The 21,488-nt window shown below is 56.8% G+C and carries 19 protein-coding genes; 8 read left to right on the forward strand and 11 right to left on the reverse strand.

The genetic code is table 11. The features are described 5' to 3' along the window. The first annotated feature begins 95 nt into the window (after positions 1-95). The 3 genes from miaB (at position 96) to A3850_RS16680 (ending at position 4,221) form a co-directional block, all read left to right on the forward strand. On the forward strand, positions 96-1,553 hold the full coding sequence (gene miaB, locus A3850_RS16670) for a tRNA (N6-isopentenyl adenosine(37)-C2)-methylthiotransferase MiaB (protein WP_068219113.1): 1,458 nt from the start codon (positions 96-98) through the stop codon (positions 1,551-1,553). Then, positions 1,546-2,913 carry a sigma-54-dependent Fis family transcriptional regulator gene (locus A3850_RS16675; RefSeq protein ID WP_068219116.1) on the forward strand — a complete coding sequence of 456 codons (1,368 nt, stop codon included), beginning with the start codon at positions 1,546-1,548 and terminating at the stop codon, positions 2,911-2,913. The genes miaB and A3850_RS16675 overlap by 8 nt, the downstream gene beginning before the upstream one ends. 153 nt (positions 2,914-3,066) lie before the next feature. Then, complete coding sequence (locus A3850_RS16680; protein ID WP_068219120.1) at positions 3,067-4,221, forward strand: hypothetical protein; 1,155 nt, start codon at positions 3,067-3,069, stop codon at positions 4,219-4,221. Here A3850_RS16680 and A3850_RS16685 read toward each other — a convergent pair. After that, entirely contained in the window at positions 4,218-5,174 is a 957-nt protein-coding gene (locus A3850_RS16685) for a bifunctional heptose 7-phosphate kinase/heptose 1-phosphate adenyltransferase (RefSeq protein WP_231915343.1), read from the reverse strand. The two genes, A3850_RS16680 and A3850_RS16685, sit on opposite strands and share 4 nt — an antisense overlap. Before the next feature lie 108 nt (positions 5,175-5,282). Continuing rightward, positions 5,283-5,705: a nucleoside-diphosphate kinase gene (locus A3850_RS16690; RefSeq protein ID WP_068219122.1), complete on the reverse strand. Its 423-nt coding sequence runs from the start codon at positions 5,703-5,705 to the stop codon at positions 5,283-5,285. Positions 5,706-5,842: 137 nt separating this feature from the next. On the opposite strand from A3850_RS16690, the gene A3850_RS16695 reads away from it, so the two are divergent. Next, positions 5,843-6,472, forward strand: a complete 630-nt coding sequence (locus A3850_RS16695) for a deoxynucleoside kinase (RefSeq protein ID WP_082921880.1) — start codon at positions 5,843-5,845, stop codon at positions 6,470-6,472. 18 nt (positions 6,473-6,490) lie between these two features. Here A3850_RS16695 and A3850_RS16700 read toward each other — a convergent pair whose 3' ends face one another. Both A3850_RS16700 and lysA read right to left on the reverse strand, forming a co-directional pair. After that, positions 6,491-7,315: an MOSC domain-containing protein gene (locus A3850_RS16700; protein ID WP_068219124.1), complete on the reverse strand. Its 825-nt coding sequence runs from the start codon at positions 7,313-7,315 to the stop codon at positions 6,491-6,493. Next, on the reverse strand, positions 7,315-8,571 hold the full coding sequence (gene lysA, locus A3850_RS16705; RefSeq protein ID WP_068219126.1) for a diaminopimelate decarboxylase: 1,257 nt from the start codon (positions 8,569-8,571) through the stop codon (positions 7,315-7,317). Before lysA ends, A3850_RS16700 begins: the two co-directional genes overlap by 1 nt. 201 nt (positions 8,572-8,772) lie before the next feature. Between lysA and A3850_RS16710 the strand changes: the two genes are divergently transcribed. After that, entirely contained in the window at positions 8,773-10,440 is a 1,668-nt protein-coding gene (locus A3850_RS16710; RefSeq protein ID WP_068219130.1) for an AMP-binding protein, read from the forward strand. A gap of 51 nt (positions 10,441-10,491) precedes the next feature. Here A3850_RS16710 and A3850_RS16715 read toward each other — a convergent pair whose 3' ends face one another. Both A3850_RS16715 and A3850_RS16720 read right to left on the reverse strand, forming a co-directional pair. Further along, entirely contained in the window at positions 10,492-10,908 is a 417-nt protein-coding gene (locus A3850_RS16715) for a DoxX family protein (protein ID WP_068219133.1), read from the reverse strand. A gap of 57 nt (positions 10,909-10,965) precedes the next feature. Continuing rightward, entirely contained in the window at positions 10,966-12,420 is a 1,455-nt protein-coding gene (locus A3850_RS16720) for a sulfatase (RefSeq protein ID WP_082921881.1), read from the reverse strand. 378 nt (positions 12,421-12,798) lie between these two features. On the opposite strand from A3850_RS16720, the gene A3850_RS16725 reads away from it, so the two are divergent. Continuing rightward, on the forward strand, positions 12,799-14,997 hold the full coding sequence (locus A3850_RS16725) for a T9SS type A sorting domain-containing protein (RefSeq protein WP_068219136.1): 2,199 nt from the start codon (positions 12,799-12,801) through the stop codon (positions 14,995-14,997). Between the two features lie 152 nt (positions 14,998-15,149). Here A3850_RS16725 and A3850_RS16730 read toward each other — a convergent pair whose 3' ends face one another. Continuing rightward, positions 15,150-16,349 carry a hypothetical protein gene (locus tag A3850_RS16730; protein ID WP_068219914.1) on the reverse strand — a complete coding sequence of 400 codons (1,200 nt, stop codon included), beginning with the start codon at positions 16,347-16,349 and terminating at the stop codon, positions 15,150-15,152. Positions 16,350-16,444: 95 nt separating this feature from the next. Here A3850_RS16730 and A3850_RS20260 point away from each other — a divergent pair, with 95 nt between their 5' ends. Beyond that, complete coding sequence (locus A3850_RS20260) at positions 16,445-16,861, forward strand: hypothetical protein (RefSeq protein ID WP_157501328.1); 417 nt, start codon at positions 16,445-16,447, stop codon at positions 16,859-16,861. 86 nt (positions 16,862-16,947) lie between these two features. Then, positions 16,948-17,568, forward strand: coding sequence for a hypothetical protein (locus tag A3850_RS16735; RefSeq protein ID WP_068219139.1), 621 nt, complete (start codon positions 16,948-16,950; stop codon positions 17,566-17,568). 246 nt (positions 17,569-17,814) lie between these two features. Here the strand turns inward: A3850_RS16735 and A3850_RS16740 are convergent, their stop codons facing one another. The 4 genes from A3850_RS16740 to A3850_RS16755 all read right to left on the reverse strand — a co-directional run bounded on the left by A3850_RS16740 (position 17,815) and on the right by A3850_RS16755 (position 21,482). After that, positions 17,815-19,335: a GH3 auxin-responsive promoter family protein gene (locus A3850_RS16740; RefSeq protein ID WP_068219142.1), complete on the reverse strand. Its 1,521-nt coding sequence runs from the start codon at positions 19,333-19,335 to the stop codon at positions 17,815-17,817. Positions 19,336-19,538: 203 nt separating this feature from the next. Further along, complete coding sequence (locus A3850_RS16745) at positions 19,539-20,090, reverse strand: peroxiredoxin-like family protein (protein ID WP_068219145.1); 552 nt, start codon at positions 20,088-20,090, stop codon at positions 19,539-19,541. A gap of 108 nt (positions 20,091-20,198) precedes the next feature. Next, entirely contained in the window at positions 20,199-21,008 is an 810-nt protein-coding gene (locus A3850_RS16750; protein WP_082921882.1) for a patatin-like phospholipase family protein, read from the reverse strand. Positions 21,009-21,062: 54 nt separating this feature from the next. Beyond that, a complete protein-coding gene (locus tag A3850_RS16755) occupies positions 21,063-21,482 on the reverse strand; it encodes a hypothetical protein (RefSeq protein ID WP_068219148.1) in 420 nt (139 codons plus the stop codon). Between the last annotated feature and the right edge of the window lie 6 nt (positions 21,483-21,488).

A 21,488-nucleotide genomic window follows, 5' to 3' on the forward strand; every position in this document is an offset into this window, starting at 1 on the left:
ACCTTTCCAATTCTTAGCACTTTTAATTTTCGCGCCATTTTGTCAGACCGGCGCCGTATCTTTGCACCCCTAATCGGCCCCCACGCCGCGTGCATATGTACAATGACAACCCTACCATTAAGGACCTTCCGAAAGTAGTCGACGAAGCCAAGCAAGGTGAAGTTTTCGGAAGTGAATTCGCCCCCGTTCAGCCCGGTACCAAACAGTTCTACATCGAGAGCTACGGTTGCCAAATGAACTTTAGCGATTCCGAGATCGTCGCCTCCATCCTCGGTGAAGCCGGCTACGGCCCGACGCGTGATATGGAAGCGGCTGACCTCATTCTGGTCAACACCTGCTCCATTCGCGAAAAGGCGGAGGAAACGGTACGCAAACGCCTGCGCGTATTTGACAAGGTTAAGCAACGCAAACCAGGCACCATGATCGGTGTCCTCGGTTGCATGGCGGAGCGCCTGAAATCGAAGTTCCTCGAGGAAGAGAAGTTGGTCGACATCGTCGTCGGTCCCGATGCTTACCGGGATCTTCCCAGCCTAGTAGCCGGCGCAGAGGAAGGTGAAAAGGGCGTGAATGTCTTCCTGAGCCGCGAAGAGACTTACGCCGACATTAGTCCGGTACGCTTACAGTCTAACGGTGTAACGGCTTTCATCTCCATCATGCGTGGTTGCGACAATATGTGCTCCTTCTGCGTTGTGCCCTTCACCCGGGGCCGGGAACGGAGCCGCTCCGCATTCAGCATCGTAGCCGAAGCGACCGATCTGTTTGATAAAGGATTCCGGGAAGTAACCCTCCTGGGCCAAAACGTAGACAGCTACAAGTGGGAAAATCCCGAAAGCGGTGAAGTCGTCAACTTCGCTCAGTTGCTCACCATGACGGCCGCCGTTGACCCTGATCTCCGCATCCGCTTCAGCACCAGCCACCCCAAGGACATCACGGACGACGTGCTCTACGCCATGCGCGATCACGAGAACGTCTGTAAGTACATCCACCTGCCGGTACAGTCCGGCAATACCCGCGTCCTTGAACTGATGAACCGCACCTACACGCGGGAGTGGTACATCGAAAAGGTCAACCGCATCTACGAGATCATGCCCGACTGCGCCATTTCTTCAGACATCATCACCGGCTTCTGTACCGAGACCGAGGAGGAGCACCAGGAAACGCTCAGCATGGTGGAATTCGCCCGCTACAGTATGAGTTACATGTTCTTCTACAGCGAGCGCCCCGGTACTCCGGCCGCCCGTAAGTTTGAGGACGACATCCCGCTGGCCGTCAAGAAGCGTCGCCTCACGGAGGTGATTGAACTACAAACTAACATCAGCCGGGAGCTGAACGCCGCGGAAGTAGGAAAAACCTTCCGGGTACTCATCGAAGGCGACTCTAAAAAGTCGGACCAGGACTGGAAAGGGCGGACCACTCAGAACCGGATGGTCATCTTCCCAAAGGTTGGCCAGCACCAGCCCGGCGACTACGCTTTGGTGACCATCACCGACAGCACCAGCGCCACCCTATTTGGTTACGAAGTTCAACCCGGAAGCACGCGCACGAATGGCTAAGATCGATACCGTTAAAAGAAGGTATGGCATCGTTGGGCGTTCTCCAGCGCTTGACAATGCCCTGCAAACCGCCCTGCGCGTAGCAAGCACGGACCTATCCGTACTCATCACGGGTGAGTCTGGTGTGGGCAAGGAAGTGATGTCGCGGATCATCCACGACAATTCCCCCCGGAAGCACGCGGGTTTTATCGCCATAAACTGTGGAGCCCTACCTCCGGGCACCATCAACTCTGAATTATTCGGACACGAAAAGGGCGCCTACACTGACGCCCGCGCCGACCGTAAAGGATACTTCGAGACCCTAAATGGAGGCACCATCTTCCTCGACGAGATTGGGGAAATGCCACTGGAAACCCAAAGTTACCTGCTCCGCATCCTGGAGAACGGTGAGTTCATCCGCATGGGCTCCAGCACCGTCCTGAAGACGGACGTACGGGTGGTCGCCGCTACCAACCGTAAATTGATGGAGCGCGTTCAGGCCGGAAAATTCCGGGAGGACCTGTACTACCGATTAGCGACAGTTCCCATTGATCTACCCTCTTTACGGGAACGACCGGAAGACGTGTACCTACTCTTCCGCTACTTCGCCAACAACTTCGCGGAGAAGCAGAACATCGAGCCCATCCAGGTCGACGAAGAAGCGCGCTGGTTGCTGGAGAACTACACCTGGCCTGGTAACATCCGGGAATTGAAGAACAGCGCCGAGCGCATCAGTATCCTCTCCGAGAAAAGGGATCTCACTGCCGTCGATTTGGCGGAGATGATGCCACAGCTGATGAAGCGTAACCTCCCCGCCCTCCAACGCGATGCGCCCGCCGATGGCCAGGCCAATCTGCAGGAACGGGAAATTCTCTACAAGGTCCTCTTCGACATGAAAGAGGACATGAGCCAACTCAAGAGTCTCATCACTGAGCTGATCCGGACGAATGACCTACGCGTCCCCGATATGTCGCAGGTGCGTAGCTTGTCCCTTCCCGGCCAGTATCCCGCCGCCGCGGATGCCATCGACCGTTTCGCCGCCAATACCGAATCCGATCACGGTGGATACGGACTAAAGGACTTCACGAACGCTGCCCAACGCAGCCCGCGGGAACGGAACGTCCGTCACTCCCCTCCTCCCCCACCCCAAAACTTCAACCGCCCCAACGATGATGACCCCATCATCCTGGATGCTGAAATGGAACGCGCCTACGCCCAAACGGAGATTGTGGAAGAAGATCTCAGCCTGGCCAACGCCGAGAAGGAACTCATCAAGAAGGCCCTGAAAAAGCACAACAGCCGCCGCAAAGAAGCTGCCGCGGAGTTGGGGATCAGTGAGCGGACGCTGTATCGCAAGATTAAGGAGTATGAGGTGGATTGACAGTTTTTAGTCTGTAGTCTATAGTCTGTAGTCCCCCGTTTTGAGGTTCTCCAGGCGGCCTGCCATCCGAGCGCAGCGACAATGGGAGGTTCCTGGAGCGGCCGGTTTTAGTAGTTTACCCGCCACCAAACCCTTCCGCCTCATCTTCTCCCCATGAGATGTATTCCGTTCTTTTTAGGCACCACGGTATTACTTGCCCTCTTCGCCTGCACCGGCGACAGCGCCCAGAACCGGGGACACGGGAAGGCGATCCTGCCGTGGGAAGAAAACGGGCAATACTGGGCTTGGGAGGGTAAGGAACCGGTGCTGCTGTTGGGTGCGGGGACGGATGATAACCTGTTTCAAAGCCCAACTTTTATAGAGGAATTGGGGGTACTGAAGGACGCTGGCGGGAACTACGTACGCTGCGCGTTGCATTCGCGGGGAAAGCGGGACCGGGCACCATTTGCCGTTGATTCGTTGGCGCGACGGTTCGTGTTTGATGAGCCGGATAGTATTTACTGGGCGCGATTGGCGGACCTACTGGAGGTGGCCGCCGGCTACAATCACGTCGTTCAGCTGGAAGGGTGGCGGGGGGAATTGTACCAGCGGGATAGTTTGGCGACCGATGGTTTTGCCCGGGCGTTTGCGGAACAGGTCGCAGCAATAGCCGCGGGATATAGCAATATTCTGTACGCTCCGCTGGATGACATTAGCCCTGAGGACACGCTTTTTTCAAGTGAAGACTGGGCGGATAAGCGCGGACCTTTCTTCACCGATGACAGCCGGGACCAGTACGGGTTGGAGGGGCAAGCCCACTGGCGGTGGCTGTTGGAGCGTCATGGCCAAACCGACTATCCCCGCAACGCTGCGGCACTGACGGGACACGGCGCTAACCCGGCGGTGGTGGACGGAACGGCGCAATTTAACCGAGCCCTCCTGGCTGGCCACGCCGCCGTGCGCCACGCCCGCGAACCCATTGGCAGCGGGCTAAGTGGCGTCGCCCTTTCCAGCATCCGGACGATCCGGTCGATTGAGCGGACTTTCAAATTATGGAACCTCACCCCAGCACCGGAAATCATCGTCGGGGAACCGGGGGTGGCCTACCCGGCAAAGGATAGCTTGAATAATTACCTGGTTTACCTCGCCGGCCCGGGCTCCGTTACGGTACAACTGGATACGGAAGACCAACGGCCCATCCGGGTTTCCGTCGTGGGTTACCTCGGGACGCGGCGGTCGGAATTGTTGACGCCGCCCTACGGGTCGACGTTCACGATCAGTACCGAGGACGATCGGGGAGCTTGGTTATTAATGAAGAAAGAGGACTAGGCCTCTCGCAATGCTGCAAGGTCAACGGCGACAACGCCACGTTTTGCAATGACTTGGGCCCCGGCCCGATTGGCGAGTTTAGCGATATCCGGCAAGGCCATCCCCGCGGCTAAACCACACGCGGCGATGCTGATGACGGTATCGCCGGCGCCGCTGACGTCAGCTACGTCGCGGGCATCCGTAGCGTGGAGGGAGCTTTTTTTGCCGTCATTGACGTAAATACCGTGCTCACTGAGGGTGATCATGACCGACTTACAGCTGAGCTTTTCGAAAATGATGTCCGCTACCAGATCGAGAGAATTAAGGGTAGGTTTGACTACCATTTCTACCTGCTGCTGGATTTCCCGCAGGTTGGGTTTGAACAGCGTGCATTGCTGGAAGCTCCAGAATCCCTTGTTCTTGGGGTCCACTACGGTTGGGATGTCCCGCTGGCGGCACAATTCCAGTAATCGCTGGGTGAATTCAGAGTACAGGACACCCTTGTTGTAATCTTGGAAGAGTACCAGGTCGACGTTACCGGCATCAATCGTCCGGTGGATTTTGGTAAGCAAGCCTTCTTGGGGGGCGCCGACCAGGTCGGTCGTTACCTCCCGATCCACGCGCATTAATTGCTGGCCGTTGGCGGTGAGGCGGGTCTTTACCGTGGTGGGCCGGGATGGGTCGGCCATGATGAGATCGGCAGACAGATCCGCGTCGCGCAGCAATTGGCGGAGAAGAGGTCCGTTGGGGTCTTCCCCCACAATGCCGGCCAGCAGTACCGTTGCGCCGAGCGCCTTCAGGTTGAGGGCAACGTTGGCGGCCCCGCCGAGGCGGTTATCTTCCTTCCCGAGGGCAAGCACGGGCACGGGTGCTTCCGGGCTAATGCGGTCCACCTTGCCGTCGAGGTAGCGGTCGATCATGACGTCTCCAATGACCATGATGGTCAGGTCAGCGAAGGAGGGGATGGAGCTCAAGGGAAGCAGGCTTTAGGGGTGGCCAAAAACGGCGAAGGCACAAAAGCGCTGCTTGCGCAGTTCGTGCTTTTGTGCCTTCGGACGCAGTAAAATTAATTGCCTTCGGGCCTAGCCGAAGATCTCCGTTCCGGCGAAGTGGAACTGGCTTTCGATGTCGGCGTTCTCGTCGCTATCGGAACCGTGCACGGCGTTCTCACCGATGCTGGTGGCAAATTGCTTGCGAATGGTGCCTTCGGCGGCTTCGGCGGGGTTGGTGGCTCCGATGAGGGTACGGAAGTCGGCCACGGCGTTGTCTTTTTCCAGGACGGCCGCTACGATGGGGCCGCTGCTCATGAACTCGACGAGTTCACCGTAGAAAGGGCGCTCGGCGTGGACGGCGTAAAATTCGCCAGCTTTTTCCGCGCTGAGTTTAGTGTACTTCATGGCGACGATCTTGAAACCACCGGCGTTGATCTGCTGGAGGATAGCGCCGATGTGGCCGTTCTTGACGGCGTCGGGCTTGATCATGGTGAAGGTGCGGTTGGTAGCCATAACAATCAGATTTTTAGGTTATTTGGATGGGCCGCAAAGGTAGTATTTATAGCCTTAGTATTCAGCCGTTCCGTAGCCACCAATCTTCGCCGCGAAAGATTACCTTTGGCCGAATTCCCGACCAAGCCTCCGTTACCATGATCGCACAAATGAAACACATCGCCATCGCCGGCAATATCGGCGCCGGAAAAACCACTTTGTGTACCAAGCTGGGGCAACATTTTGGCTGGGACGTCCACTACGAAAGCGCGGACGATAACCCCTACCTGGCGGACTTCTACGAAGACATGGAAAGGTGGAGTTTTAACCTCCAGGTCTATTTCCTGCACAATCGTTTTGCCCAGATCATGGAGATCCAACGGGGGGAACGGACGGTGATCCAAGACCGGACCATCTACGAGGATGCCTTTATTTTCGCGCCCAACCTTCGCGATATGGGCATGCTTACCAAGCGGGATTTCGAGAATTACTCCTCGCTCTTCGAGACAATGAGCCAGAGCATTTCCCCGCCCGACCTACTGATTTACCTGCGCGCCGGAACGGGCACGCTCGTCTCCCATATCCAGAATCGGGGCCGTGAATACGAAGGGGCCATGAGCCTCAACTACCTCAAAAAGCTCAACCAGCGGTACGAGGATTGGATGAAGACCTACGATGCCGGCAAGAGCCTAATCATTGACGTCGATAACCTGGATTTCGCTAACAAGCCGGAGGATTTAGGTTACGTGGTCGAACGGGTACAGTCCAAACTTCACGGCTTGTTCTAGCGGGTAAATCAGCCTTTACTACCCTTCTGTATTTGCGTGATTTTCCGTTACGGTCACTTCATCGCCAACGGCCACCGACCCATCGCCACCTTCCCAGCAGGCGTTCATTCCGAACAGGATTTTGTTCCCCACTTTGCGCATGTTGCTCAGGGTGCCAAGCACGCGTAGGTCGCGGCCGCGGGTGCCGGGCTCATGGGTGATCATGATGCACCGAGCGCAGGGTTTGGGCAAGCGAAACTGGTGGGTACCGATCTCAAGTCTGAACCAGGCATCCTCGGCAAAAGCGGTTGGAGAATCGACTACGATGTTCGGGCGGAACCTCCGGACGTCGAGGGAAGCCTCCCCCATTTCGTGGGCGAGGGCCCGGAGGCTGGCGGTATTGGTGATGAGGTAGGGGTAACCATCGGCGAAGGAGACGGTCTCCTCCCCCTTCGCGTAACGGGTGTCGACCGGTCGGATGTCGTCGTCCTGCATGTACATCAGTCGGGCGTCCGGGATCCCCAATTTTCTGGTGAGGGCGTACATCGCATCGGAGTTGACTTCAGTAGCTTGGAAGGTATCGTCCCAAACGGTGACGGTGCTTTTGGTCCCCAACCTGGCACCTGCGACAGCGCCCACTACCTCATTGCTCGGTAGATGGCGGAACGTGAGTTCATCGCCAACCAGCTCTGCGGAGAATTCGGATAGCTGGACGTTGTTACGCTGGCTGATGAAGCGCCCGGATGCGTCGGCGAACATCCAGCGGCGGTCGTCAACGAAACCCCGTCCAAGCGGCTGCAGAGATTGGACGGACTGGCCACCCAGCGATTTGACCGGGTAGCGATATAGTTCAGTTACGTGCATCAGGCGGTGATCTCCTTACGCTCGAGGCTCGGGATGGCGACTTGCCCACGCAGCAGATCCTCCATCGTTTCGCGCTCACGAATGAGGTGGGCCTGGCCTTCGTAGACGAGTACCTCGGCGGGGCGATACCGACTGTTGTAGTTGCTGGCCATCATGAAGCTGTAGGCGCCGGCGTTGGCCATGGCGAGGATATCTCCCTCCCGCACCTCGGCGAGCTGGCGGTTGACGCCGAAGGTATCCGTCTCGCAGATGTACCCGACGATGCTGTAGATGCGGGGCTTACCGTCGGGATTGCTTACGTTGGTGATCTCGTGGTGGGCGTCGTAAAACATGGGCCGGATGAGGTGGTTGAGGCCGCTATCGACGCCGGCAAACACGGAAGCCGTGGTGGTCTTCACGACGTTGGTGCGAACCAAAAAATGACCGGATTCGCTAACGAGGAACTTGCCGGGCTCGAACATCAGTTCCAGCTCCCGGCCGTATTCGCCGCAGAACTCGTTGAAGCGCGCGCTGAGCTTTTCGCCAAGATCCTCAATGTCCGTAGCGATGCCGCCCGGCTTGTAGGGGACTTTAAAACCGGAACCGAAATCGAGGTAGTCCAGGTCGGGGAAGTCACCGGCCGCATTGAGCAGGATCTCTACCGCCCGTAGGAAAACCTCCGCGTCGTAGATGTCAGAACCGGTGTGCATGTGCAGTCCTTCGACGGTGATGCCGAGAGCTTTGACCACCTTCAGCACGTGGGGCACCTGGTGGATGCTGATGCCGAATTTGGAATCGATGTGGCCAACGCTGATCTTGGAATTCCCCCCCGCCATGATGTGCGGGTTGATGCGAATGCAAACCGGCGTATCCGGATGCTTGGCCCCGAATTGCTCGAGGATCGAGATATTATCGATGTTGAGACGTACGCCCTTAGCGGCGGCTTCTTCCACCTCATCAAGGCTGACGCAGTTGGGCGTGAAGAGGATATCGTGGGGATCGAAACCCGCCATCAGACCGAGCTGCACCTCCTGGATGGAAACGGTATCGAGACCGCTCCCGAGCTCCCGAAAAATGCGGAGTACGTTGAGGTTGGTTAGGGCCTTACAAGCGTAATTGATGCGGAGGCGTTTGACCTGCTTAAAGGCCTCGGCCATGCGTTTGTACTGACGTTTCATCGTCGCCGAATCGTAAACGTAGAGGGGTGCCTCGAACTGGTCTACAATGGAAAGGGCATCGACGCCGCCAATCTCGTAGCGGCCATTAGTCAGTGACATCATGGTTTGATGGGTTTAAATAAAGACAAATACGGAACGAGCCAACAAGTTTGGGTAGCGCTAAAGTTGTGCTGCGGGGCCCTTTCGGAATCTCCCCAATGAAATCGAAGCGTAGCCAAATAGTTGGCGAGCAAAGATAAGCCCCACCTAAATACGCGCATTGGCGGTCACACTTTATTACCTTACGCGCAAAGCTGATCCATGTACGACAAAACTTGCCTGCAGGCCTTCTACGAAAAAGAGGCCGCCAACCCCAATAAGCCCTACCTCCACCAACCCTTCGGTGAAAATTGGGAAACGTACACCTGGGGGGAAGTGGGTTCGATGGCCAAAAAGATGGCCCACTATCTACAGTCGCTAAACCTGCGGGAGCAGGCCCACATTGGCCTCGTCTCCAAAAACTGCCGGGAATGGATCATCGCTGACCTCGCCATCATGATGGCGGGTTACGTATCGGTCCCCTTCTTCCCCACCCTGACCGCGGACCAAATCAACGAAGTACTGGACCTGGGCGACGTCGACGCGCTCTTCGTCGGTAAACTCGAAGTGTGGGACGAGATGAAGAGCGGCGTACCCGAGGACATGCCCGTCATCGCCTTCCCTAAGTACGACGGGAACGACGAAGTGAAACGCGGTAAGAAATGGACGGACATCATCCATAACTCTCCAGAATTACAGACCAAGCCCATCAACAAACCGGATGATATTTGGACGATCATCTTCACCTCCGGCACCACGGGGACGCCGAAGGGCGTGATGCTAACGTACCAGATCCAGATCGCGCTGATGGATAATCTCTACGATGAAAACCCACTGGCAAACGATTACTCCGGCCAAAATCGCTACTTCAGCTTCCTGCCGATGAACCACGTGGCGGAGCGGGGCACCATCGAACTGATGTCCCTCACCCACGGCGGCGAGATCTTCTTTACGGAAAGCATCGAACGCTTCGCCGCCAACCTGAAGGACGCGCGGCCTACCTTCTTCTTCGCCGTGCCCCGGATCTGGACCAAACTCCGCCAGGGTGTCCTGAAGAAAATGCCACAGGAGAAGTTGGACAAATTGCTGAAGATCCCCGTCCTTGGTTGGTACGTGAAGCGGAAGATCCGCACCGGATTGGGCCTCGATAAGAGCCGCCGCAACGTGTCCGGAGCCGCCTTCATCAGCCAGGAGATGAAGGATTGGTGGGGCCGCATTGGCATCCCCATCTCCGAAGCCTACGCGATGACCGAGAACGGCGCCGTCGGCCACATGCTCTACGCCGACCAAAACCGGCCGGGCAGCGTGGGCCAAACCCTTCCGGGAACGGAGTGTAAGATTGACCCGGAGACGAATGAGGTACTTGTCCGCTCCGCCAACACTATGGTAGGCTACTACAAGGCACCCGAAAAGACGGCGGAAACCATCATCGACGGTTGGTTACACACGGGTGATCAGGGTCGGATCGATCAGGACGGCTTCCTCTATCTTACGGGCCGGGTGAAGGATACCTTTAAAACGGCGAAGGGCGAATACGTGATTCCCCAACCCATTGAGGACCGCTTTGCCGGCATCAACGACATTGAGCAGGTTTGCCTGCTGGGGCTCGGCCAACCGCAGCCCATCCTCCTCGCTACCCTCAGCGAAATCGGGGCGGCAAAGGACAAGCAGGACGTTGACGCCCTAATCTCCCAGCGCCTCGACGCGGTCAACGCCGACCTCGCCGGCCACGAGCGTATCGCGGCCATCGTTGTTACCCCAGATGATTTTACGGTGGAGAATGGTTTGCTCACGCCCACGCTCAAAGTGAAGCGGACGAAAGTCCACGAAGCTTACCAGGACCGACTTCCCGAATGGAGCAGCCTGCGGGGTGAGGTGATCTGGGCCTAAAGGCTGCCCTCAGTCTATAAGGTTTTTATGCTCGTGAGATGACGTAGGTACTTAAACTTTGGTCGTCGCGAAGATCCGCCGCAGCCGGTACTTGCCGGAAACGTGGGTGGCCGCAATCAGTAGTCCGCCAATGATGGCGATGTTCTTCATGAAGAGGATACTCTGGAGCCGGTAGTCGGCCGAGTCGGTAGGCAGGTCCCAAAAGTCGTGGACGATGAAGGTCAGGGGTACGAAGTAGATCAGCAGCAGTACCGCGCCGGTCCGCATCCGGTAGCCCAGCAACAGGGAGATGGCCCCAAGGATTAGAAAGAAGATTGTACCGTAGAGAAAGAAGTCCTGGTTCCACGTCAGGCCGTAAATGGTCATGGCTTCCTTGTTGAGTCGTTCGTACGCGACGTAGTCGTAAGCTTCAAAAAAGAAGAGGAAGCTCAACAGGATGCGGCCGACCAGATCAAAGATGTCCTTCATTCCGCAAAGGTACTCCGGGTGAGTTTAGCCCGGTAGCGTGCCCTGACAATTGGTTTCTTACTTCTTCGGCCGTGGCCCCCACTCCGCGCGGCGGGCTTCGTTGAAGTCCGGGTTGGGCACGGGTACCGGGGCGTTCGTTTCGGCCAGCCAGTTTTCCAGTTCGATGAGCATGCTTTCGCCTACCGCCGGTTCTTCTTGGTAGAGGTTGGTCGTTTCCCCGAGGTCATCCGCCAGTTGGTACAGTTCCGGCCCGGCCCGGTCGAAGTACTTGATGAGTTTATAATTCCCCCTACGAATCGCCGCGGCCGGGCGACCGTGGTGGTAGTGTGGGTAGTGGAAGAATACGGTGCGGTCGGCCAGTCCGTGGTCCTCGTTCAACCAGAGGGGTTGCAGGCTTTCACCGTCGAGGGAGTCGATGGCTGGCGCCTGGGCAACATCCAGAAAAGTTGGGTACAGGTCGAGGCCGGTGGTGGGCACGTGGCTAACCGTTCCCTCCGCGATGGTCCCCGGCTGGCTAAGGATGAAGGGTACGCGGATGCCGCCTTCGTAGATGCTACCCTTCTCGTCGCGGAGCGGGGCGTTATCCGTGGCCAGTACGTCGTTGCTCTTGTTGAAGATCTGCCGGAGGCCGCCGTTGTCGCTGCCAAAGACAAACAAGGTCTTTTCGGTCAGGCCGAGACTGTCCAGGTGGTCCATGATGCGGCCCACGCCTTCGTCCACCTTTTGCACCATGGCCACGTAGGTGGGGTTGTAGATCCGGTCCTCGGGTTGGGCGCGTTTACCGGCGGCGTCCACCAGTTCATCGGGGGCGGCCAGGGGTACGTGGACGGCGAAATGGCTGCAAACGACGGCAAATTTGTCGTCCTGGTTGTCAGTGATGAAGTTGACCGTCATGTCCGTCAGCAGGTCCGTCAGGTAATCGCCTTCTTCCTGTTCCGGGTAGGTGGGCCCGAAGTGAATCGGCGGCACGAAGTGTCCCCATCCCTTCTGTACGTGGAAGGTGTCAAAGCCCTGGTTGCCCGGGTAAGTTTCCCCACCCCAACCGAGGTGCCACTTCCCGAAATAGGCCGTCTCGTAGCCGGCGTCCTGCAGGCTTTCCGCGTAGGTCGTGTACTCAGGTGGCAGGTACTGGGTGCGGTTCGTCGGCACCGTCAGTTCCTCGTAGGGCCGCCAGTGGCCGGGGATGAAGTCGGTAATTCCGGTCCGGGCACCACTGATTCCACTCATCATGGCCGCGCGGCTGGGGCTGCAAACCGGGCTGGCGGCGTAGGCATCAGTGAAGCGCAAACCACGCGCGGCAAGGCGGTCGATGTTTGGCGTCGGGTACCACTCATTTCCCTGCACGCCAAGGTCCATCCATCCAAGATCATCCACCAAAACGAACACAATATTACTCGGGCCATCATGACCGGGCGCTGCCGCGGGTGCGGTGGAGGTGGGTCCATCCCCACCACATGTCAATAGGCAACAGGTGAGGGTAAATAGTGAACCTAATAATTGGAGAGTACGCATCAAGGAGTAGAAATGGGTGATACTCGAAAGGTACCACGTTCGTGGCTCGTACCTCACCCAAACTGTCCGGACGAACCTCCTTACTCCCTGGATGGGCTCACCCTACCGAGCTCAATTGGAGGATGCGCTTTTAATTACACTTAAGTACATATTCTGGCAGGCAGGAACAGCGTGGGCGAGGTAAAACCACCGAATAAATTGCAATCGGTTGAATGTAAGCAGAACCTAGTCAAACGGTATAATATGCTCATTTCAGCAGTACCTACACGTGTATATTTCGTCCGGAGAGTGGAATAAAATATAATCTGGTTTTACTTTAGTCATACTGGAATACTTACACGGACTTTTTCTTTCACGCTTTACTTAAGAATACTGATCATGCGATTTTTTACCCGCTTCAGCACCCTGGTGCTGGCTACCCTTTTCATGGGTTCACTGTCCGCAACGACGGACCTTCCCGTGCTTCCCGCCGGGTTCACCTTCACCGAAGACTGCTCCGAAGCTTCCGCCGTAGCGGGGACGACCTACTACGTCAGAACGGACGGCAACGACAACAATAATGGCCTTTCCGATTCACCTGGGGGCGCCGTCAGGACCATCCAAAAGGGTGTCGACAAAATGAGTGGTGGAGACATCCTCATTGTCGGCAATGGCACCTACAACGTCAGTAGCCAGGTCTACATTGATCAGAAGAACGGCACGTCGAGCCGGCGGACGGTCATTAAATCCAAGAACCGCTGGGGCGCCAAGGTCCGCTCCTCCTCGCAGTACGGCGTCTTCGAGATCCGGAACAGCGATTACATCACCGTGGACGGCTTTGACCTGGGGATGCAAAACCCCAACGCCAGTAATAATCAGGGGACGGGCCTCCAGGCCTGGACTTCCGACCACGTCGTCTTCCAGAATAACTACGTACACGACTGTGGTTGCGGCGGTATCAGTTTCCGGGAAGGTGACTACGTAACGATCCAAACTAACGTGGCGCGGGACAACGCCAAGAAGAGCCGCTTCAACTGTTCCGGCATCAGTATTTACCAGCCGAATCAGAAGAACAACAATGCTGGTTTCCACCTCATCATCCGCCGCAACGTGGCCTTTGAGAATGAGTGTGATCTTCCCTTTGACGTAGGAGCGGGCACCTTCTCCAAGCCGACCGACGGGAACGGTATCATCCTGGATGATTTCAACAATACCCAGAGCAGCCCCTACCCTCCCTACAAAGCGGAGACCCTGATTGAGAACAACCTGGTCTTCAACAATGGTGGCGCGGGCATCAAGGTCTACGAAGTGGACAATGCCACCATCCGCCACAACACGGCTTGGCACAATAACCGCATTCTGAAAAACTACTCTGGCACGCCGGGGGATATTGCCGTGACTTACAGCCCCGGCATCTTCAAGGTATTCAACAACGTTTCCGTTTCGTTGAACGATAATGCTTGTTCCGCGCTGGAGTACATCAATACGCCCGGCTTTGGCTACATGAATCGCCAGCATAACCTGCTGGTGGGCAATATTCGGATGCCTTCTAACAACAGCCGTTGGGGAGAAGGCGGCGACAAAAAGGCCGGCCGCGGTAGCCAGGATTACGCGCGGTTTGCTAACGCCACAACCAGCATCGGTAGCTTCAGCAGCGTCAATAACTTCGACCAGTACTTCCGCCTCAAAAGCGACAGCCCGGGCAATAACGCCGGCAAGAATGACCTCAAGTCCAGCCGCGACCTCGAAAACGTGAGTCGCCCACAGAATGGCACCGTTGAGATGGGTTGCTACGAAGGCACCACGGGGACCGGTGGCGGCGGCGGTGGTGGCGGCACCACGACTTCCAACAACTGGGTCTACCGCGATGGCTTCACCAGCGGCTGGAACAACTGGAGCTACGGAGGCACCGTCACGCTGAAGGATGCCGGCATTAAAAAGAATGGCCAGTATGCCTGCAAATTCCAATCCAGCAAAAGCTGGGGTGCACTTTCCTTCCGCCACAACTCGGGCAAGACGGGGAACAACCTCAATAGCATCAAATTCTGGGCCCGCAAGTGGACGGACAACCCCAACTACACCGCCAAGTTCCGGGTAAGAACCACCGACAGCGCCGCGAAGGGATGGAGAAACTTTACGCCGACCAACTCCTTCAAGCAGTTCAGTTTCACCAAGGCGCAGCTGGGGAACCCCGGAACCGTCAAGCGGATGGACTGGAACGTACCTAACAACCGTACCCTGTGGGTGGATGACGTTCGCCTCGTCTACGTCACCAACAACCAGGGAACCGTTGAACTTGAATTGAACGACGGCGCTACGGGAGAATTGGGAGAAACTCAACTCAGCGTATTCCCCAACCCGAACAACGGCAACTTCACCGTAGAACTCAACCTCCCCACGGCTCAGGACCGGGTGGTAATGACCGTATCGGACATGACCGGGCGGATCGTCGACAACACCTTCCTACCCATGTACGCCGGCCTGAACCGGATGCACGTGGACCTCGCCGGCACCACCCTGACGCCGGGCGTCTACCTCGTCCGCTTCCAAACGGCAGACGGGCAGCTTAACCTCACGGAGCGGGTGGTCATCAAGTAGTATTTAATATTCAACACGCTTATACAACGGAGCCGATCAGCAATGCTGGTCGGCTCTTTTTCTGTGTCCGGTTCCACGATTTATAAGTCGGTCCCGACGGCTAAATGGCGTCCGGTAGTTGGCGACCAAGCACGGGTATGGCTGCGGAGCGCTTAGCTCCCTACGGGTTCAAAGTAACCGATGGCCCCGCCCACCCAGGTCTTATCCGCATTGTAACGAACGCCAATCATTTCTCCTTTGCTCAGGCGGACCAGGTTATTCAAAAGAATGGGTTCATTACTATCCTCGGGCCAAACGAACATCATACGCATCTCCACACGGGCGGGCCCGTCCGGTGTTTTGATCAGGTCCGCGTATTTCACTTTTTTCTGGAGGATCCAGTGGGCGGGATTATCCACTGCAGCAATTTTCTCCGCGGTGGGGTGAAGATCGACGCCAGCGCCGGCAAAACTGTAGAGGGGTTTGAGGACGTAAGCCTCTAAGTCAGTTGGCAGCTTACCCAGGTCGCTGACGAAGCGGGTATCCGGAACATACTTGCTCTTGAAAAACGGCAGGGAGTGTTTACTGAGCAGGAAGAACCAGTTGGGGTGGCCGGCCCACTCGACGTCGGCTTGTTCGACCATGTTGAAGGTGCGTTTCAGGTCGTCGCGCTGCTTCAGTTCATCAAAGATGACGCGGTTGTAAATGCGGTGGATGCGCGTCCGCTTACCTTCCTTTTGGTAGTAGAGCTCCTCCCCTTCCAGGGTGACGTCGCTGATACAGACTTCCTCGATGCCCAGTTCCGCACAGCAGACGGCGAAGTCGATTCGCGTCTTCTGGTGCTTGGGGTCGATCTCCAGCAGGATGACATTTTCCGGCTGGTGCTTACCGAGGATACACTGCTTGAGAATGTCGAGGTATTCGCTCTCGCTCCTCCCGCCGAAGCGGCAGGTGAAGTTTTCTGGGATGGGGAAAAAGCGACGGTAGCACTTGTCGAGCAAGTACTGGAAGAAATAGAGAGAGGGAAAGCCCTGCCCCTCGATCAATTGTGGGGTAACCGATCCATCTTCTGCTTCACAAAGGCCGAAATCGAATTGCATGAACAAGGGGTGCTTATCCTGCCCCGGGACGAATTCTCCTTCTGGAATCGCAGCTTTCGCCTTTTCCGCAAAGTCCTCCCGAGTGACGGTCGCCAGTAGATCATTGCAAGCTTCCAGTAGCCGGTCCCGCAAGTAGGCGGGTACGAAGATGGGCGTTTCGGCTACGTGAAACTCCGGGCGTTCTCCGTACTGCCCGCCCATCCAGTCGAGCATGGCCCGGTAGGCTTCGTTTGTAAAAGAATCATTGTACTGGCGGCGGAGGTCCTGGATCATACGGGCGTCGATATTGCTTCGGTGGTGGTCAATTGTCTGCAAGCTAATTGTTGCGGCTCATCTGCGGAACGTAAGGGGTGGATTTTTGTGTGGTGGTGGCTGAAGTTTATGTTCACCCGGACGCTCGCAGGACCTCCTCCGTCGGACGCTACGAGGACCTGGAGAAGTTGGTAGTTGATGAATATTTAATTTCCACTAAGGACCTCGTAGCGTGGTCAAAACGCGCGCAGCAAGGTTTGAGCTCCTGCGAGCGTCCGGTAAATCGCCGAGTATATCCGGTTCAGCCGGACGCTCGCAGGACCTCCTACGTCGGACGCTACGAGGACCTGGAGAAGTTAGTAGTTGATGAATATTCTACTTCCACTAAGGACCTCGTAGCGTGGTCAAAACGCGCGCAGCAAGCGTTGAGCTCCTGCGAGCGTCCGGCAAAACGTGGTGTTTACGGTTCAGCCGGACGCTCGCAGGACCTCCTCCGTCGGACGCTACGAGGACCTGGAGAAGTTGGTAGTTGATGAATATTTTACCTCCACTAAGAATCTCGTAGTGTGGTCAACGGGCGCGCAGCAAGCGTTGAGCTCCTGCGAGCGTCCGGCCAAACGTGGAGTTTACGGTTCAGCCGGACGCTCGCAGGACCTCCTCCGTCGGACGATACGAGGCCCTGGAGAATTTGGTAGTTGATGAATATTTAATTTCCACTAAGGACCTCGTAGCGTGGTCAAAACGCGCGCAGCAAGGTTTGAGCTCCTGCGAGCGTCCGGTAAATCGCCGAGTATATCCGGTTCAGCCGGACGCTCGCAGGACCTCCTCCGTCGGACGCTACGAGGACCTGGAGAAGTTGGTAGTTGATGAATATTCTACTTCCACTAAGGACCTCGTAGCGTGGTCAAAACGCGCGCAGCAAGGTTTGAGCTCCTGCGAACGTCCGGTAAATCGCCGAGTATATCCGGTTCAGCCGGACGCTCGCAGGACCTCCTCCGTCGGACGCTACGAGGACCTAGAGAAGTTGGTAGTTGATGAATATTTAATTTCCACTAAGGACCTCGTAGCGTGGTCAAAACGCGCGCAGCAAGGTTTGAGCTCCTGCGAGCGTCCGGTAAATCGCCGAGTTTATCCGGTTCAGCCGGACGCTCGCAGGACCTCCTTCGTCGGACGCTACGAGGACCTGGAGAAGTTAGTAGTTGATGAATATTCTACTTCCACCAAGGACCTCGTAGCGTAGTCAACGCGCGCAGCAAGCGTTGAGCTCCTGCGAGCGTCCGGCCAAACGTGGAGTTTACGGTTCAGCCGGACGCTCGCAGGACCTCCTCCGTCGGACGCTACGAGGACCTGGAGAAGTTGGTAGTTGTCTGATCTCCCCCCGTCTCCCATAGCTCCCCGTAGCGTCGATGCTATTGTAGCGCAGCGGAAATAGGATCGTCCTGCGAGCGTGCGGTCAACCACACACCCAGGCGCCCTCAGTCGCCACTCACCCCCCCAACTCACCAAGCATACTTTCCAAATAACGCCGGTGGTTCGCCAACCTAGGCACCTTGTGCTGCCCACCCTGTTTTCCGCGGTTCTTCAGCCAGGTGCGGAAGAAGCCTTTGGGCACCACCGTTAGCTCTTGCCGGTGGATGGCGAAGTCGTTGCTCCGTTTTGCTTTGTAGTTGTAATTGGCCTCCTGCAGCGCGAGGTCCAACGACTCCGCGAAGGACGATAGCGATGCCGGTAATTCCTCGAATTCGACGAGCCAGTGGTGACTACCGCTCTTCCCCAGTTCGATGTAGACCGGGGCAACGTGGAAGTCGGCGATGCTACAATCGTGGCGGGTGCAGGCGTCCAAGATCGCGCCTTCCGCTTCAGAGCGCAACAGGTCCTCCCCGAAGGCATTGACGAATTCCTGCGTGCGGCCAATGATCTTGATGCGGTAAGGATCCACCTCAGTGAATTGGAGGAGATCACCCATCGGGTAGCGGTAGAGACCGGCTTCGGTGGTGATGATCATCACGTAAGTGACGTCCAGCTTTACGCCGGAGAGAGGAACGCTGGTCAGGTCATCCAGCTTGTAGGCATCCCACGGGATAAACTCGTAGTAGGCGCCCGTATTCAGCAGGAGGAGCATACTGCGCAGCTCATCTTTATCCTGGACGCCGAAGAATCCTTCCGTCGCGTTGTAAATCTCCTGGAAAATGAAATCCTCTCGGGGGAAGAGTGCCTCAAACTGGGCGCGGTAGGGTTCAAAGTTCACGCCGCCATGTTTGAAGACGCGGGCTTCGGGCCAGACGTCGACCATGGAATCTCCACCTGCCAGGTCTAGGATCTTCCGGTATAGGGGAAGGTTCCAGGTGGGTACGCCACCCAGGACGGTGATCCCCGGTTCTTCGGCGGCAATCTCGGCAATGCGGGCAATCTTTTCTTCGTAGCCGGGGGAGGTGGCTAATTCCAGGTCGGGAATGTAAAAGCTGCGCATCACCCGGGGGATGGACTGAATGATGATGGCGGAGATATCACCCTGCATTAAGTCAATCTTCGGGTGGCGCCCCTTAAAGGATCCTCCGATCAACAAATTTTTGGTGCTGAAAACCTGGATGTCCGGGTCCTTCTCGTAGAGGCACGCGAGGCTCATCCAACTGCCCTTGAGGTGGATGTCACGCACGGCGCGGTTGGAGAGGGGGAGGTACTTCGTGGCGCCGGTGGTACCACTCGTCGTAGCGACCCAGTCCGGATCGTCCGCGCTGAGGACGTGCCTCTCCCCTTCCAGCACCCGATTGATGTAGGGCAGGTGGGCTTCGTAAGTCCGGATGGGTACCCGCTCCGCGAACTCTTCGGGGTGGCGTAACAGGCGCTCGAAATCATGTTCTTGCCCGAAGGCCGTATCCGCGTGGCGGGCGAGGATGTCCGCCAACTGTTTGCGCTGTAGGCGTAGGGGTTCGTCGTAGTGCTGTTGCAACTCCCGCCGGTACCTACCGATGTAGGTACGAAAGAGCGTGTTTACGACTTTTAGCATGGTGAGATTACGGGCTTGCGGTACGTCCGGAAAGGTAAGTGCCTTTCCCCGTAAAAGTGCGCCAATGGCCTAAATGGTTCAACGGTGGATCAAGACACCCTTTGAATTCAGGTTGCCCGTCCAATTTGCTTGCACCTGCGGCAGCGCCGTAAAATGATCTTACGGTTGGTCGAGAACCTCAGAAAATTGAAGCTGAATGCCGTTTACATCTGGCAACACTGATCGAGCAAATCGATGTAGTCCGGACGGTCGCCGGCTAGTTTGTGGACAAATTTTCCCCGGACGCGGCCGTCGCGAATGACGAAAACGCCGGGCATTTGGAAGCCGTCGCCTAGCTGCTGGTAACCGACGCCGTGGCCGTTGAGTACGCCCGCTTCGAAACCGCGGATCCAGGAGTGGAGGCCAAATAATTGGCGCGCCGTACCCTTCGTGAGGCCGAATGCCTGGTAGAACGTGCAGCTGGGGTCGGAGACCGAATCGATGCCCGCTAAGCCATACTTTTTGAAGTATCGATCGGAGGTCTCCTTGTCGGACATGTGCACCAGCATCAGCTTGGCACCGTGGCGGGCGATGGCGGACTGTTTTTCGGAAAGATCCTGCAGCGCTTCGCGGCAAAAAGTGCAGCCGAAGTGACGGAGAAAAACGAGCAAGACAGGCTGGTTGTGGCTGAGCTCCAGGACGGACGCACCGGCCATGGTTTCCATTTCCGGCAGGCTACGCTGCGCTTGTTTTACCGCTATTGATTGCTTGGTCATTCCGGGCGGGGGGATATACGCTAGCCGCCAAAATTGGCTACGTGGCGTCGTGTACAAGTTGTTTTGATAAACGACGTCGGCTATATCCTGTTCAATAGGCGCCGCGAATTAAAGTTGTTGCAACAGCTCCTTTTTCAACTCAATGGAGCGCTTTATCTTCGGAACGAGGCCCATTGTGTGTTCAAAACCGAGGTCATGCATCTCCTTTAAACGGTTGATATTGAATATATTGTAATCATTGAGTTGAGCCGGCTCAATAACTATATCGCAAAGATCCAGGCTGGGAAGAGTATTCGACATGATGCCGAGGTCAAAACACCGCCACACGATGTTGATGACCGTACCAGTATCCGCGGGTGGCAGGAGGCCGTAGGGCATCAGATTACTACCGATGATGAAGTCGGCTTCCGATAGCAGGGGGGCAACGGGCATGTTGCAAATGACGCCGCCATCGACGCAATGAGAGTCGTCCACCAATACCGGTTTGAACACGAAGGGGATGGAGCATGACGCGGCCACGATGGCGCTTAAGGGTCCGGAATTACGCAGCTCCAACTGCCCCTTGTTGATGTTCGTGATACCGATGTGCAACGGGTACTTCAACGCCTCAAAACTGTCCTCGGGAATGACTTTCAGGAGCCGCTCCTGGAGGTAGTCCAATTTGGTCAGGCCGGTGGTGGGAACGCCGAAGCGGACCAATTTTACCAGACTCGTTTCGGCAAGCGCGGCCATCATATCGTCCGGGCTGAGGCCGGCGGCGTAGAGCGTCCCGACGATGGCACCGGCACTGACACCGACGATGCGGTTGGGCACGATGTCACTCTCCAGCAAAGCGCGCAGCATACCCACGTGGGCGGCACCACGGGCGCCTCCCCCACTGAAGGTGATGCCGATATTCAATGCGGGGGATTCATTCACGTATTTGGACTCTAAACAATGAGGTAAGTGGTGGCGACTTAGGTCTATTCCAGCCTAGTCTTCCAGCACGGGTTGACCTAAAACGACCCGCACTTCCGGCGGTACTTTGACAATGATCTTCAGGATCAACGGATCCCGCAGGGGCGCCTTGGTCTTTCGTTGCAGGCGGTAAGCGGTCCGGATGGTACTGAGGACCATCGTGATGGACGTCTCCCCCTTGTGCTGTTTGATCCGTTCGGTGATGGCCTCGTCGTCCCAGTCCTCGTGCTTACCGAGCAGCTCGACGTTGAGGGAGGGGCTGAGGGCCAGGCCCATCGAGAAACTGGTGATCTCCAGCCCGTACTCGCCGAGTTGGGGAAAGATCTCCAGCCAGTCCTCGATGAGGGCCAGGCTCTTTTCGCGGGCACCGTCGGTGACGGAACCGGCGAGGTCGCCCAAGCCTCCTTTCACGGCATTGAAAATATCTTCGATCATGGCTGG

It is taken from the genome of Lewinella sp. 4G2 (assembly GCF_001625015.1).
GTDB lineage: Bacteria > Bacteroidota > Bacteroidia > Chitinophagales > Saprospiraceae > Neolewinella.